This window comes from Cryobacterium sp. Sr8 (genome assembly GCF_004403225.1).
GTDB classification, from domain to species: Bacteria; Actinomycetota; Actinomycetes; order Actinomycetales; family Microbacteriaceae; genus Cryobacterium; species Cryobacterium psychrotolerans.
The window spans coordinates 17,405-31,523 of record NZ_SOHO01000043.1; the positions used below are offsets into that span (position 1 = coordinate 17,405).

Genomic DNA, 14,119 nt, shown 5'->3' on the forward strand with positions numbered 1-14,119 from the left:
CGAAGGTCTTCGCCGAAGGCACTGTTGAGGTCGGAGGCGAGCACGAGCCCGTCGGTGAGGGCGTCTGCGTCATTCGGCTCGAGCATCCGTTCAGTCTGTTCGACGGACACGCACGCCGAGTGGGTACGGCGCCAATCGGGTGGAGGATCCCCATGCGCGCCCACTGGGGAGGACTCCCGTCCGCCCGAGTTACGCGGGCGTTGCGCCCGTGCGCGGGCGGCGCAACGCCCGCGAAGCGGCGCACTACCCGCGCTCGGCCCGGCTGCCGCTATTCGTTGCCGACCTTCTTGTCGGCTGCGTCGCGGGCGCCCTCGATCTGTTCGTCGAACTTGCCGCCCGTGACCTTCTTGACGGCATCCGCTGTTCCGCCGAGCAGCTTGTCGCTGATGTCTTCGGCCTGCTGGCTGTTCAGCGCTTCCTTGACCTTGTTGTCGTCCAGGAATTCCTGGGCCTTCCTGGTGATGTCCTCGAGTCCCACGATCGCTCCTCCGCCCTCGGCCGCCCTGCGCGGCCCCTCCCGTCAAAGCTAGAACGACCCGGCGCCCTGCGCAATGCCCGGCGCCGGGCACGGCGCCCGGGCACGCAAAAAGGGGCCGGGCCCGAAGGCCCGACCCCTTTCGGATCGACTAGCTCAACATGCGAGCCGGCAGAAGGTTGTTACTTGAGTACCTTGGTGACGGTTCCGGCGCCGACGGTGCGGCCACCTTCACGGATAGCAAAGCCGAGGCCCTCTTCCATGGCGATCGGCTGAATCAGCGTGACCGTCATGTCGGTGGTGTCGCCGGGCATGACCATCTCGGTGCCCTCGGGCAGCGTGATGACGCCGGTGACGTCCGTGGTGCGGAAGTAGAACTGCGGGCGGTAGTTCGCGTAGAACGGGTTGTGACGGCCACCCTCATCCTTTGACAGGATGTAGGCGGTGCCCTCGAACTCGGTGTGCGGCGTAACCGAACCCGGCTTGACGACGACCTGGCCGCGCTCGACATCTTCGCGCTTGGTGCCACGAAGAAGAAGACCACAGTTCTCGCCGGCCCAAGCCTCGTCGAGCTGCTTGTGGAACATCTCGATACCAGTGACCGTGGTCTTCTGCGTCGGGCGGATGCCGACGATCTCGACCTCGGAGTTGATCTTGAGGGTTCCACGCTCGGCGCGGCCGGTGACAACGGTTCCACGACCGGTGATCGTGAAGACGTCCTCGACGGGCATGAGGAACGGCTTGTCCTTGTCGCGGACGGGGTCCGGGATGAAGTCGTCAACAGCCTTCATGAGCTCAAGGATGTTCGCGGTCCACTTGGGGTCGCCCTCGAGCGCCTTGAGTGCGGAAACGCGCACGACGGGAGCGTTGTCCCCATCGAAGCCCTGGGCGGAGAGGAGCTCGCGAACCTCGAGCTCAACGAGCTCGAGGATCTCTTCGTCATCGACCATGTCGGCCTTGTTCAGCGCGACCATCAGGGACGGCACGCCGACCTGCTTGGCGAGAAGAACGTGCTCGCGGGTCTGAGCCATCGGGCCGTCAGTAGCGGCAACCACGAGGATTGCGCCGTCCATCTGAGCAGCACCGGTGATCATGTTCTTGATGTAGTCAGCGTGGCCCGGGGCGTCAACGTGTGCGTAGTGACGCTTCTCGGTCTCGTACTCAACATGCGAGATGTTGATCGTGATGCCGCGCTGGCGCTCTTCGGGAGCGGAGTCGATCGACGCGAAGTCGCGCTGAACGTTGGTCTTGGACGGATACGTGTCGGCAAGGACCTTTGAGATCGCTGCAGTCAGCGTGGTCTTTCCGTGGTCAACGTGACCGATCGTTCCGATGTTTACGTGCGGCTTGGTCCGCTCGAACTTGGCCTTGGCCACTGTAGGTCCTCCTCAGGATCCTCGTGCAGTCCACCGGCCGCTTTTCACGGCGACCGGTGACGCTGCTGGAGATGTGTCTACTTATGTTACTTGGGCCAGGCGGCCTAAGCGATTCGGCCCGAAGGCCAGGGGTTGGGCTATTCGCCCTTGTTCTTCTGGATGATCTCGTCGGCGACAGCCCTCGGGACCTCCGCATAGCTCTCGAAAGTCATCGAGTACACGGCGCGGCCGGAGGTCTTCGACCTCAGGTCACCGATGTATCCGAACATCTCCGAGAGGGGCACGTGGGCGCGAATTACCTTCACGCCCTGCGCGTCCTCCATGGTCTGGATCTGCCCGCGACGCGAGTTGAGGTCTCCGATGACGTCTCCCATGTATTCCTCAGGGGTACGCACCTCGACGGCCATCAACGGTTCGAGCAGAACGGGGTTTGCCTTGCGAACGGCTTCCTTGAAGCCCATCGATCCGGCAATCTTGAACGCCATCTCCGAGGAGTCGACGTCGTGAGCGGCACCGTCGAGCAGGCTCGCGCGGACGCCGACCATCGGGTAGCCGGCCAGGACGCCAACGTGCAGCGCGTCCTGGATACCAGCGTCGACCGACGGAATGTACTCGCGCGGGATGCGGCCACCGGTGACCTTGTTCACGAACTCGTACGTCTTGTCGACGGTGATTTCCATCGGCTCGAGTGCGATCTGGATCTTCGCGAACTGGCCGGAACCACCGGTCTGCTTCTTGTGCGTGTAGTCGTGACGCTCAACCGACTTGCGGATGGTCTCACGGTAGGCAACCTGCGGCTTGCCGACGTTCGCCTCAACGTTGAATTCACGCTTCATGCGATCGACGAGGATGTCGAGGTGAAGTTCACCCATTCCCTTGATAACCGTCTGGCCAGTTTCCTGGTTCTGCTCGGTGCGGAAGGTGGGGTCTTCTTCGGCCAGCTTCTGGATCGCGAGACCCAGCTTTTCCTGGTCCTGCTTCGTCTTGGGCTCGATGGCAACCTCGATGACCGGCTCCGGGAACGTCATCGACTCGAGCACGACCTGTGAGTTCGGGTCGCACAGGGTGTCGCCCGTGGTCGTGTCCTTGAGGCCGATGACAGCGTAGATGTGACCGGCGGTCACGAAGGCCACCGGGTTCTCCTTGTTGGCGTGCATCTGGAAGATCTTGCCGATGCGCTCCTTCTTGCCCTTGGTCGAGTTGATGACCTGGGCTCCGGAGTCGAGGCGGCCGGAGTACACGCGCACGTAGGTCAGGCGACCGAAGAACGGGTGCACGGCAACCTTGAAGGCGAGAGCGGTGAACGGCTCGTCGGCATCCGGGTGACGCATGACGACCTTCTCTTCGTCGCGTGCGTCGTGCGCCTCAATGGCGGGCACGTCGAGCGGCGTCGGGAGGTAGTCAACGACTGCGTCGAGCATCGGCTGGACGCCGCGGTTCTTGAATGCGGAACCGCAGAGAACCGGGTAGATCTCGCTGTTGACGGTGAGCTTGCGGATGGCGCCCTTGATCTCGGCGACAGTCAGCTCTTCGCCGGCGAAGTAACGCTCCATGAGGTCATCGTCGGTCTCGGCGACGGTCTCGAGGAGGAGCTTGCGGTACTCGGCAGCCTTCTCAACGAGGTCGGCGGGGATCTCTTCGATGGCGTACTTGGCGCCCATCTCGACGTCACCCTTGGAGTCGCCGCGCCAGGTCAGCGCACGCATCTGGACGAGGTCGACAACACCCTCGAAGTTCGACTCTTCACCGATGGGCAGCTGGATGACCAGCGGCTTCGCGCCGAGGCGCTTGATGATCGTGTCGACCGTGAAGTAGAAGTCGGCGCCGAGCTTGTCCATCTTGTTGACGAAGCAAATGCGGGGCACGTCGTACTTGTCGGCCTGGCGCCAGACGGTCTCGGACTGGGGCTCAACGCCCTCCTTGCCGTCGAACACGGCGACGGCGCCGTCGAGGACGCGGAGCGAACGCTCCACCTCGACGGTGAAGTCAACGTGACCGGGGGTGTCAATGATGTTGATCTGGTTGTTGTCCCAGAAACACGTCGTCGCAGCAGACGTGATCGTGATGCCGCGCTCCTGCTCCTGCGCCATCCAGTCCATCGTCGAGGCGCCGTCGTGGGTCTCGCCGATCTTGTGGTTGACACCCGTGTAGAACAGGATGCGCTCAGTCGTGGTGGTCTTGCCGGCATCAATGTGCGCCATGATGCCAATATTGCGGACCTTGCTCAGGTCGGTCAGCACGTCAAGTGCCACGGGAGTCCTCCGGAAGTCTGTGGTTTGGTGGGGCTAAACAAGCACGGTGATCGAGCTTGTCGAGATCTGTGACCTCGACAAGCTCGATCATCGAAACGACTACCAGCGGTAGTGTGCGAAGGCCTTGTTCGCCTCAGCCATCTTGTGAGTGTCTTCGCGACGCTTCACCGCGGCGCCGAGGCCGTTGGATGCGTCGAGAATCTCGTTGGTGAGACGCTCGGTCATGGTCTTCTCGCGACGCGCCTTGGCGTAGCTGGTCAACCAGCGGAGGGCCAGGGTGTTGGCGCGGTGAGGCTTGACCTCAACCGGCACCTGGTACGTGGAGCCACCGACGCGGCGCGAACGCACCTCGAGGGTCGGGCGCACGTTGTCGAGTGCCTTCTTCAGCGTGACAACGGCATCCGCGTTGTTCTTGGCGGTGACTCCTTCGAGTGCGTCGTAAACGATGCGCTCGGCGAGTCCCTTCTTGCCGTCGAGGAGGATCTTGTTGACCAGCTGGCTGACGATGGGAGCACCGTAAACCGGGTCAGCGATAACGGGACGCTTGGGCGCTGGGCCTTTACGAGGCATTACTTCTTCTCCATCTTGGCGCCGTAACGGCTACGAGCCTGCTTGCGGTTCTTGACGGCCTGGGTGTCCAGTGCGCCGCGAACGATCTTGTAACGAACACCCGGGAGGTCCTTAACGCGACCGCCGCGGACGAGCACCATCGAGTGCTCCTGCAGGTTGTGACCCTCGCCTGGGATGTAGGCGGTGACCTCTGTGCCGTTCGACAGCTTGACGCGGGCGACCTTACGCAGAGCCGAGTTCGGCTTCTTCGGGGTGGTGGTGTAGACACGGGTGCAAACGCCGCGCTGCTGTGGGTTGGACTTCAGGGCGGGAGCCTTGGTCTTGGTGACCTTGGGGCTGCGGCCCTTTCTGACCAACTGCTGAATGGTGGGCACTAATTACTCCTTGATATAACTGCACGGTGACAGCTCATTGATGGCTAGCATTCGTTCCGCACGTCTCCGGGCGAATCGAGTTCATCTGGACCCACCAGCGCGCGCGGAACGTGTTTCCGCGATTCAGGTGGGTATGCCGTGGGGGCTGCTCGGAGAGCAAACCCTGGTGCATGGTCCTGTCGACGGCATAGTTCAACCGCACGACAAAGCGCACACCTCGAAATACTAACCCGCGCCTGCCCACCCGGTCAAATGGACGCCGGTGATCGAGCCCGTCGAGATCCCGCTACCCGCTACTCGGCCAGAGCGGCGAATCCAGCGCGCTCTCGAGGTCGGCGAGCAGCGCCTTCACCTGCGGTTCGACGTACTCGGAGACCGCCCGGTGGATCCGTTCGCGGTGCTCGGCGAGTTCGGCGCAGACCCGCTTGCCCACGAGGATTGCGTAGTCGTCGGCGAGCTTCAGTTCGGCGCGGATGGCCGCCTTCTCCTCGAGTGAGAGCGGCGGGGGCGGCGGCTGAACGTCGACGGGTTCCTCGGCGTTGGCGAGTTCGCCGAAGGTGAAGAGGTACGGGGCATCCGGGGCGGCCGGCGGGTCGAGGTCGAGGCCCTTGAACTCGGGCTCGAGCCCCTCGGCCGGCCGGTATTCCGTGGAGGCCTTGCGGGCCTCATTGAGGCGGAGCTCCCGGCTGAGCAGCGGCAGGTTGCGGTCGGTGTACTCGTCGACGGAGGCGTCGATCACCAGTTTCATGCGCATCGAGAGCGCGTGCTGAACCGCGTGCGGGACATCCGTGGCCAGGCCGGCGGCGGCGACGATCGGCGACCCGAAGCATTGCCGGCAGAGCCGGGCGCGGCCTCGGTGCGTGCCGGGGCGCCAGCGGGGAACCCAACGCAGCCAGTTGTCAACCTCGTGGCTGACGCGCGACTCGATGGACCCTTCCATGGATACTGAGGATACTCCCTGCGGCTACTCGCCGCGGCGTTCCCACGGCCACAGCGGGCGACCGTTTTCGCCCACGCGGGCCGCGAGGATCCAGGAGTAGACGAGCACGACGATGAAGGCGAGGATGCCGGTGGCCGCGGCGTAGGGGCCGAGCAGCATCGATGACGCGAAGGTGAGCATGCTGATCGACTGCCCCTCCCCCACCGCGTAGAGCACGGCGCCGGCGGCCACGAAGGCGGCGACGGCGGCCAGGCCGGTGCCGACGGCGAATCCGACCGCGATCCGCTGCCGCTCCGGCGGGGCGTTCACGCCGAGCACGAGCAGGAGGATGAAAACGAGCAGCACGGCCGTTCCGGTCATGCCGGGCCCGACGAGGGGCCCGGCATCCGGCTGGGTGATGACATCCGTGTTGGTGGCCAGGCTGATCAGGCCGAAGGCGGCGACCACCAGCGCGAGGTAGAGCACCGCCGTGAAGACGGCGAGGATCGTCGCGTATTTCTGGTAGTCCCGCACAAGGGCGAGCTTAGGCCGAACGGGTGAGCTGCGGACCTTCGGCGAGCTGGCGCTCGTACTCGGCGCGGGATTCGGCGTTGCGGGCGGTGACGGAGCGTCCGCTGCGGGCGATCCAGGCGCCGGCCCAGATCGGCACCTCGCGGGCGATGACCGCCGCGGCGATGGCGAGCGGGTTCAGCCAGAGCGTGTTGACGAACCGCAGGGCCTCATCCGGGGAGTAGTTCCACGCCTGCACGGTGAGCAGGGCTCCACCGATGTAGGAGAAGTACACGACGGCTGCAACCACGAAGCCGAAGAGCACGTAGGCCCACCAGCCGCCGCGGTTGACGAGGGCGACGAGCACCGCGAGGGCGAGGAAGAAGAAGAAGACCGGGATGTAGAACACGGGCCGGATGACGAACTCGGTGAACCGTGCGGTCGCTTCGGCGGCGCTGTCAACGTTGACGCCGACGACGATCATCGCGACGAGCGCGTAGACGGCTGCGTAGACGACCGTTGCGAGTGCGGCGACGAGGATGCCCGGGGCGCGGTTGCCGCGGTTGCGCGGAGGCGTGGGGGCCTGCACGTAGATGGGCTGCGCGGTGGGGGTCTGGGCTGCCGTCGGCGTTTCGGCCTGAACGGCCGGTTGGGTCTTCGTCGGGGAGTACTCGGGGTACTCGTCGCGCGGCGTGTACTCGGGGGCCGGGGGCGCGGCGGCGGCTGCGGCGGCTGTCGCTGCTCCTGTGCCGACCGTGGCGGCGGGCCGGTACGGCTCGTGCGTGAGGGTCTCGTCCTGCCCGGTGTCGGAACGGTCCGCGGACGCGGCCTCCGGCTCGGACGCGGCGGCGTGCGAGCCCGTTCCCGTGAAGCCGTTCGGGTCGGTCTCGGTGGCGGCGTGGCGCTCGTCGGAGTGCTGCTCGGTGGACTCCGGGGAGTCGGCGGGCTCGCGAGCCTCGCCGGCATCCGACGGGTTCTCGTCCCGGTTCTGGTCGTTCCGGTTGCCGTTGTTGGGCGTTGTGTCGCTCATGCTGCGCTCCTCGTGGCCTGCGCCGTAGTTCTCTGCAGCAACTGTAGCAACGCGCCGGCCCGGATCAGCGAACGACTGGGCGCGCGGCGCGCCTAACCCGTCTCGACGAGCGCGTTCGCACTCGGGTCGAGCAGCACGTAGACGAAGGCGGTGATCGTGCCGGTCACGTTGCCGGAGTCTTCTTCCTCCGAGGTCTTGAACGTGGTCACCATGACCAGTCGCTTGCCCTTCTGCAGCCCCTCGACAAAGGTGAGCACGTCGTCGTAGCGACCGTTGACCTCGAGCGAGATGGGTACGGCGACGAAGTTCTGCGCAGTCACCAGCGGATTCACGACCGGGGCAGGAACCGCGGCGGCTGCCGCCGCTTCTGCCGCGACTGCTGCTGCAGCGGCAGCGTCGACAGGTGCCGCGGCCGCGGCATCGCCCGTAGCGGCGCCCTCATCCGCCGCAGCCTCGGCGGCGGGGGCAGCGATGACGGGCACATACGGCTGGGCGTCGCTGACTGTGAGCTGGGTGAGCGCGACCCTGTGCTTCTCAGCCATCGTGCCGAGCTGGCCGACGAACGCCGGCATGTCCGGCCCGCTCGGCACGGACTCCCGAAGGTCCGCGAGCTCGTCGCGGAGGTCGTCGATGCTCTCGAACTGTTCTTTGAGCGTCACCAACTGGGCCTCGAGATCGGTGTTCTGCGTCTCCACTGTCTCCTGTTGGGCCTTGGCCTCCCGCGCTTCGCTGAGCTTGGGCGAAATGCCGAGCATCCAGCCCAGCACGGCGACGATGCCGATCAGAAGGACAGCTCCGAGCACCCACAACCTGTTCATGTTCATGGCTACTTCTCCTCGGTGTCGGCGAAGCGGTTGGAGTACGCGCCTTCATTGATGTGCAGGGTGAGGTCGACCTGGTACGCGCCCGTGTCGGCGCGCCTGATTGAGGTCGGTGAGCCATCGGCATAGCCCGGCAAGGCCTTCATCCCCTCGAGCCAGTCGGGCACAGTCGGCAGGCCCGGGCTGGTCATCGTGATCATGATGGTGGCGATCCGCGCCGCCTGTAGCGGAACGGTCGGCTGTTCGAAGAGCACGAGCGGCGACGCCGCGCTGATGTCGACCGTGTCGATCGTCACATCCGATGGCAGCACGTCGCGGATCTCTTCGAGGTAGGCCTTCCAGTCCACCTCGGTGGAGGCGCCGACCTGGCGTGCGGCCATCGACAGGTCCACGTCATCCTGCACCTGGCGCACCTCCACGAACTTGGCCTGTTCGGCCAGGAGTTCGGTAGTGCGCTGCTGCACGGAGGCGAGCTGCGCCTGGCTCACGGCGGCCTGCCAGAACGCCACACCCGCGCCGGCGGCCACGAGCACGACCACCGCGACAACGGCAAAGCCGAGGTTCCGGCGGAGGACCTTGCCTCGCTGTCTGGCCTTGACGATGGGAGGCAGCAGGTCGACCCGCGGCTCCCCGCCGATGATCAGTTCGTCGGTTTCGGATGTGCGGCTCATGCTTTGCTCCCCAGCGCCAGGCCCAGCGCGACCAGGAATGCGCCCCTGGTGTGCGTCAAGGCAGTTGCGTCCACGCCGCGACCGAGGGTCACGGACCCGATCGATTCCGGAGCCACAACCGGAAGCCTCGTCATCTCCCCGAGCGCCTCGGCGAACCCGCCCAGTTGCGCCCCGCCGCCGGTGAGCACGATGCGCGTCACCGTGAGGTGGTCGCGTGTGTTGGTGAAATAGTTGACGGTGTTCCGCAGGCTGTTGAGCAGCTCGGTCGTGACCTCGCGGATGATCGTGACGGCAGCGTGGTGTTCGGGCAGAGCGCCCGCCGGGGACAGGCCAAGGTTCCTCTTCATGGCCTCTGCCTGTTCGGCGTCGATGGTCAGGCGAACGGTGAGGGCCTGGGTGAGGTCGTCGCCGCCGGTCGGGATCAGGCGCACGAACTGGGGCACGCCGGCGATGGTAATGACCACGCTCGTCGTTCCGGCGCCGACGTCGATCTGCACGACCGCCCCATCGGTGTTCTCGCCTCGGTGGATGGCTCGGCTAAGCGCGAACGGGATGAGGTCGACTTCGACGGGTGTCAGCCCGGCGAGCTCGGCTGCGAGCACATTGCCGAGCACCGCTTCCTTCACCGCCGCGATCAGCAGGCCATTGATCTGCGGGCCGGTTTCTCCCTCGCTCTCGGAGATCGGGTAAAAGTCGAGCAGCGCGTCGGCGACCGGCACGGGCAGCATGTCCTGTACCTGGAAGGGCAGCGCCTCGCGGATGTGCTTCATAGAGGCCTTGGGCACCGCGAGATCCCGAGCCAGCACCCGGTGGTTTCCCATGCCGAGCACGACGTTCTTGCTTTTGAACCCCCCGGCAGACCACAGCTGCTTGATGGCGGCCGCGACGGTGTTCGGCTCGACCACTTCGCCGCGGTTGACAGCACCACCCGGGAGCGCCACCTCATGGAAGCGCACCAGGGTTGGCTTCGCCTTGCCCGCGTCGCTCAGCTCCACGGCGCGCACCGCGGCGCTGCCGATGTCGATCCCTACGACGCTGGTCGTCATGGCTTCTCCCCCGCTATTCGTGTCGTCATGCCAAACCAAAGAGTGACAGGTACCACATGGCGATCGTCTCGCCGCCGAAAATGCCCAGCCACGCTCCGGCCAGCATCCACGGACCGAACGGAATACCGCTCTTCCTATTTGCCCTGCGGGTGATGACAAGCACAAGACTAAAGACACCGCCGAGCAGGAACGCGCTGAACACGCCGACGGCGAGCGGAGCCCAGCCGAGCCAGCCGAGGTAGAGGCCGAGCAGCCCGGCCAGTTTCACGTCACCCAGGCCCATGCCGCCGGGGTAGATGAGCGCAAGCAGCAGGTAGAGGCCGAACAGCGCCGCCCCGCCCGCCAGGGCTGTGAGCAGGCGCTCGGGCGTTCCCGCCAGGAGGGCGCCGCCGGTCAGCAGCACCGTCGCCACCGGGTACGCCGGCAGCACGATCCGGTTCGGCAGGGTGTGCGTGTCCAAGTCGATCATCCCGAGCGCCACGCTCACCGCCGCCAGGTACAAAAATGCCACGAGGACAACCACGAGCCCCGCGGTCGCGGTGGTCGAGCCCAGCCCGGTGGTCGAGCCTGTCGAGACCAATCCCCCCGACAACGCCCACAACGCCACAACCCCGAAGAACACAGCAGTCCCCAGCTCAACTAGCGGATACCGCACCGAGATCCCCGCCGCACAGTCGCGGCACCTCCCGCGCAACACCAGCCACGAAAACACCGGAACGTTGTCCCACGGCCGAATCCGCTCGCCGCAGCTCCCGCACGCGCTCGGCGGCGCGACGATCGAGCGCCCAGCAGGAAGACGGAATATCACCACGTTCAGAAACGATCCGATGAGAGAGCCGAAGACCCCGGCCACACCGGCCAGTGCGCCGACCATCAGCTAGCTCAGGTCCCGGAAGCTTGTTCTGCTCCCCAGGTGCGCGGGGATCGGCGGGGTGGGCGGCGGCCCGCCGAGGTTCACGCCCGGGATTCCCACCGGTGCGAAGTTCATCTGGGCCTGTTGGTTGAACTGCACCTTCGCCCCGTACAGCTGACCGCGCCAGTTGTTGCGGTCAATCAGGATATTGCAGGGCGTGTAGACCATCACGGACAGGGTCACGTCTGTGTTCGTCTCGTTGTTGAGGTAGATGTCCCCGGGTGCCACGCAGGTCGGTGCGTTGTTTGCGGTGTTGTCGGGCACAATGAGCCAGAGCTTGCGGCTACCCCCCGTCCCGGTGGCCTCGAGCTTGGTGATCGTAAAGCTCTTGGCAATGATGGCGACGTTGGCGTGCAGGGCAATCGGCTTGATGCTGCTCTCCGTCGTTATCCCGTTGGGGCAGTTCAAGGCATTGATCACGGTGGGAACGACAATGGCCTCCATCCACGCGGCTTCGAGGTTCTTGATCGAGCAGCTGGCGGGCGCCCCACCCCAGGGGATCTCCACATACCCCTGCCCTTTCCAGGTCGAGGTGAGGAACCACGCCGCCGAGGCAGGAGAGGCGTAGGGGTAGGGCACATCCACCCAGCTCGGAATGACCGGTGCCGGCGGCGGCGTCAGGCTCCCGACGCCGGTGCGGACAGTGCCCTGAACGGCGCCCGTGGCGACGGTGGCAGTGCCGCTCGAGAGGAGGTCACCCATGACCGTGGAACCCGCGGTGACGGTCGCGACGCTGGTTGCGGTTCCCGCCAGGATGATCGATTTCTTCACAGTGCTGCTCGACACGGTGGTGTTGCCGCCGGCCCAGATGCTGCCGTTGACGGTTCCCCCCACCGTCACGGCGCCATTTGCGATCACGTCGCCGTGGACCGTTCCTCCGGTGAGGGTGACGTTCTTCGACGCGTGAATGGAGCCGGTGACGTCGCAGTTGTTCAGGATGATGGAGCCGTCGCCCGCCATGACGCTGCCGGCGATCCCGCCGTTGGTCTTGCAGTCGATGTCGATGTCACCGTTCCCGACCTGCACGTCGGCAAGGATGCTGTCCGTGATGATCGGGTCGACGATGCCGAACTGGCTGTGCGTGGCCGCGAAGGTTTCCGCGTAGATCGCGGCCCCGGTCGCGGCAATCTGGGGTATGCCCGGGTAGGCGGGGATGTAGTCATAGAGGACCTCAATGCGTCGGGTGTCTCCGGATGATGCCCCGGACACGCCGTTAGCTTGTGCAAATCCGGTCGATGTGATGCGCACTTGTGAGGTGGTCGGGGACGGACAACCGGCCACCCAGCTGCCCGCCGTCAGCCCCGGAATCTCAACAATCGCGCTGTACTTCGGAATCTGCCCGGTCGGGGATGTGCTCGTGGGCGAACAGCCTCCGGCCGTCTGAAGGCCCACGAGTGCGACATCGATTCCGGATTCCGCGGCCGCTCGAGCCTGGACGGAGGCCTTGCTGCTGCTGGTGGCTTTGAGCCCGTTTATGCTCGCAGCAGTGATCGTCAGTCCGATCACGACGGTAACTGCCATCACACCGAGTACAGCCATGAGCGCGCTTCCGCCTTCCCCGTGGCGAACGTTCTTGACTCCGTGGGCTAGAAACATGGCGCGCTCACTTCCACTCCTGATACGGGCACGGGCTGGCGGCTGGTCAAAGTTGTGCTGATGCGTACGGCTTTGCCCTGTCCGCTTTTCACGTCCAGGGTGAGGTCCACCTGGCGACCAGACTTCGGGAAGACAGGGGCACCTGAAACCGGCGCTATTCCGGCTCCCAAGAGCGTCCAGCTGGCCACGCTCGCTGGGATGGTAGAGATCAACGTTGTCGAGGTCTTGGTGCGTACTTCGCCGTTGGCATACGACCACGCCTGGCAGTACCAGCTCGCCGTGGCGCCCGCGCCGGCCGTCCGGACAATGAGCAGTTCCGGTTGCACGCCGGCCGGGGTGTGCCAGATTGCACTCGCATTGCGAACGCCCTGGCCCAGGGATTTCGAGATGAGCTGCCCCGCAGTGCTGGCCTGGGTCGCGTCTCGCACGGTTCTCTCGGCGTTCAGCGAGTTGATCAGGAGCCCTCCGACAATCAGGAGGACCACCACCGAGAGCACCATGTAAATGAGGAGCTCGATGAGGGTGAAGCCACTGTCGGCGGAATCCCCGGCAGCAATCTGCCGGCGGGCGGGCATCAGGGCGCCCTCAGGTAGACCAGAGTCGTCGCTGACAGCGCCGGAATGGACGATCCCGTCACGGCGACCGACACGGTCACTTGTGTCGTCCTGGGGAAGACCGGCGACCCCGAAGTGCAGTTCGCCACTGTACGGGAGGCCTGGAAGGTCACGCCGCGAGCGTCGGTCACGCTTGGGACGGCGACAGCCCCAAACGATGTCAGGGATGCGCAGGTGTCGCCGGCTTGTCGGGCGGCATCCATCTGCTGGCTGACCATTTGGGTTGCTGTGGCTATCGTGGAATTGGTGAAGGAGGTCTTCATGGCACCGATCAGGAGCGGCAGAAATGCGATTGAGAGGAGGGCGAGCAGGAACATCGACACAACGATCTCGATCATGCCGAAACCGTTCTCTCGAGTTCCACGCGCTTGGCTCGACGGTGCGTGCTTCACGGCTGCGGATCTCCTCTCCCGAACCCATTGGACTCGTCTCCATAGGACAAGTGGGGCGCCGCGTGTGCGACGCCCCACCCCCATGTGGCTGCTTAGCAGGCAGTGCCTACGGCTACCCCGGTGCTGTCGGTGGTGCGGAAGATCGTCGCGCCGGCGCCGTTCGCGGTGCTCGTGCCGGAGATGCAGAACGCGGTGGCCGTCGCCGTCATGGTGAGGTTCGAATCGGCGCTCTTGGTGAAGTCAGCGGAAAGCGCCGCAAGGTTCGCCGGGGGAGTGCCGTTGTTCTTGACCATGTAGGAAACAGCGGCCGTCTTGGCGTTGGTGAGGTCCGACTTGACCGCGCTGTCGCGGGCTCCGGTCTGCTGGCCGAGGAAGACGGGGATGGCGATCGCGGCGAGCACGCCGATGATGAGAACGACGACAAGAAGCTCGATCAGAGTGAAGCCCTTTTCTTTGCTGTCCTGGTTGGAGCGCTTGCGGGCAAGCGCCTCAGTGATACTTTTGATCATGTGAGTGTCCTTTGCTGGATGGGTTCTGGGAAAGGCTTTGCGTTGCCTGAT

General features: G+C 65.2%; 17 protein-coding genes. 1 reads left to right on the forward strand and 16 read right to left on the reverse strand.

Translation table 11 applies throughout. The features are described from left to right. Positions 1 to 268: 268 nt before the first annotated feature. The 13 genes from E3T54_RS08600 to E3T54_RS08660 form a co-directional block, all read right to left on the reverse strand. Complete coding sequence (locus E3T54_RS08600) at positions 269 to 478, reverse strand: antitoxin (RefSeq protein ID WP_241977134.1); 210 nt, start codon at positions 476 to 478, stop codon at positions 269 to 271. Between the two features lie 179 nt (positions 479 to 657). Continuing rightward, positions 658 to 1,851: an elongation factor Tu gene (tuf, locus tag E3T54_RS08605; RefSeq protein WP_134475336.1), complete on the reverse strand. Its 1,194-nt coding sequence runs from the start codon at positions 1,849 to 1,851 to the stop codon at positions 658 to 660. Between the two features lie 137 nt (positions 1,852 to 1,988). Beyond that, positions 1,989 to 4,103, reverse strand: a complete 2,115-nt coding sequence (gene fusA / locus E3T54_RS08610; RefSeq protein ID WP_092322383.1) for an elongation factor G — start codon at positions 4,101 to 4,103, stop codon at positions 1,989 to 1,991. Positions 4,104 to 4,202: 99 nt separating this feature from the next. Next, positions 4,203 to 4,673: a 30S ribosomal protein S7 gene (gene rpsG, locus E3T54_RS08615; protein WP_092322384.1), complete on the reverse strand. Its 471-nt coding sequence runs from the start codon at positions 4,671 to 4,673 to the stop codon at positions 4,203 to 4,205. Continuing rightward, on the reverse strand, positions 4,673 to 5,047 hold the full coding sequence (gene rpsL / locus E3T54_RS08620) for a 30S ribosomal protein S12 (protein WP_055811472.1): 375 nt from the start codon (positions 5,045 to 5,047) through the stop codon (positions 4,673 to 4,675). Before rpsL ends, rpsG begins: the two co-directional genes overlap by 1 nt. A gap of 286 nt (positions 5,048 to 5,333) precedes the next feature. Further along, positions 5,334 to 5,987, reverse strand: a complete 654-nt coding sequence (locus E3T54_RS08625) for a spermidine/putrescine ABC transporter substrate-binding protein (RefSeq protein WP_134475337.1) — start codon at positions 5,985 to 5,987, stop codon at positions 5,334 to 5,336. A gap of 24 nt (positions 5,988 to 6,011) precedes the next feature. Beyond that, positions 6,012 to 6,500, reverse strand: a complete 489-nt coding sequence (locus tag E3T54_RS08630) for a DUF6121 family protein (RefSeq protein ID WP_134475338.1) — start codon at positions 6,498 to 6,500, stop codon at positions 6,012 to 6,014. A 10-nt stretch (positions 6,501 to 6,510) separates the two neighbouring features. Next, positions 6,511 to 7,506 (reverse strand): hypothetical protein, encoded by a 996-nt coding sequence (locus E3T54_RS08635; protein ID WP_134475339.1) that lies wholly within the window; start codon positions 7,504 to 7,506, stop codon positions 6,511 to 6,513. Between the two features lie 92 nt (positions 7,507 to 7,598). After that, entirely contained in the window at positions 7,599 to 8,330 is a 732-nt protein-coding gene (locus E3T54_RS08640; protein ID WP_134475340.1) for a type 4a pilus biogenesis protein PilO, read from the reverse strand. A gap of 2 nt (positions 8,331 to 8,332) precedes the next feature. Then, positions 8,333 to 8,998 carry a hypothetical protein gene (locus tag E3T54_RS08645; RefSeq protein ID WP_134475341.1) on the reverse strand — a complete coding sequence of 222 codons (666 nt, stop codon included), beginning with the start codon at positions 8,996 to 8,998 and terminating at the stop codon, positions 8,333 to 8,335. Next, positions 8,995 to 10,044 carry a type IV pilus assembly protein PilM gene (gene pilM / locus E3T54_RS08650; RefSeq protein WP_134475342.1) on the reverse strand — a complete coding sequence of 350 codons (1,050 nt, stop codon included), beginning with the start codon at positions 10,042 to 10,044 and terminating at the stop codon, positions 8,995 to 8,997. The genes E3T54_RS08645 and pilM overlap by 4 nt, the downstream gene beginning before the upstream one ends. 25 nt (positions 10,045 to 10,069) lie before the next feature. After that, a complete protein-coding gene (locus E3T54_RS08655; RefSeq protein WP_134475343.1) occupies positions 10,070 to 10,918 on the reverse strand; it encodes an A24 family peptidase in 849 nt (282 codons plus the stop codon). Positions 10,919 to 10,921: 3 nt separating this feature from the next. After that, positions 10,922 to 12,166 carry a polymer-forming cytoskeletal protein gene (locus E3T54_RS08660; RefSeq protein ID WP_134475344.1) on the reverse strand — a complete coding sequence of 415 codons (1,245 nt, stop codon included), beginning with the start codon at positions 12,164 to 12,166 and terminating at the stop codon, positions 10,922 to 10,924. 31 nt (positions 12,167 to 12,197) lie between these two features. On the opposite strand from E3T54_RS08660, the gene E3T54_RS16770 reads away from it, so the two are divergent. Further along, positions 12,198 to 12,341: a hypothetical protein gene (locus E3T54_RS16770; protein ID WP_166804867.1), complete on the forward strand. Its 144-nt coding sequence runs from the start codon at positions 12,198 to 12,200 to the stop codon at positions 12,339 to 12,341. A gap of 202 nt (positions 12,342 to 12,543) precedes the next feature. Here E3T54_RS16770 and E3T54_RS16775 read toward each other — a convergent pair whose 3' ends face one another. From E3T54_RS16775 to E3T54_RS17615, 3 genes are all read right to left on the reverse strand, one after another. Next, positions 12,544 to 13,128 carry a prepilin-type N-terminal cleavage/methylation domain-containing protein gene (locus tag E3T54_RS16775; RefSeq protein ID WP_166804868.1) on the reverse strand — a complete coding sequence of 195 codons (585 nt, stop codon included), beginning with the start codon at positions 13,126 to 13,128 and terminating at the stop codon, positions 12,544 to 12,546. Next, entirely contained in the window at positions 13,128 to 13,505 is a 378-nt protein-coding gene (locus tag E3T54_RS16780) for a hypothetical protein (protein WP_206751260.1), read from the reverse strand. The genes E3T54_RS16775 and E3T54_RS16780 overlap by 1 nt, the downstream gene beginning before the upstream one ends. 146 nt (positions 13,506 to 13,651) lie before the next feature. Next, positions 13,652 to 14,068: a type IV pilin protein gene (locus E3T54_RS17615; protein ID WP_134475346.1), complete on the reverse strand. Its 417-nt coding sequence runs from the start codon at positions 14,066 to 14,068 to the stop codon at positions 13,652 to 13,654. Positions 14,069 to 14,119 lie beyond the last annotated feature (51 nt).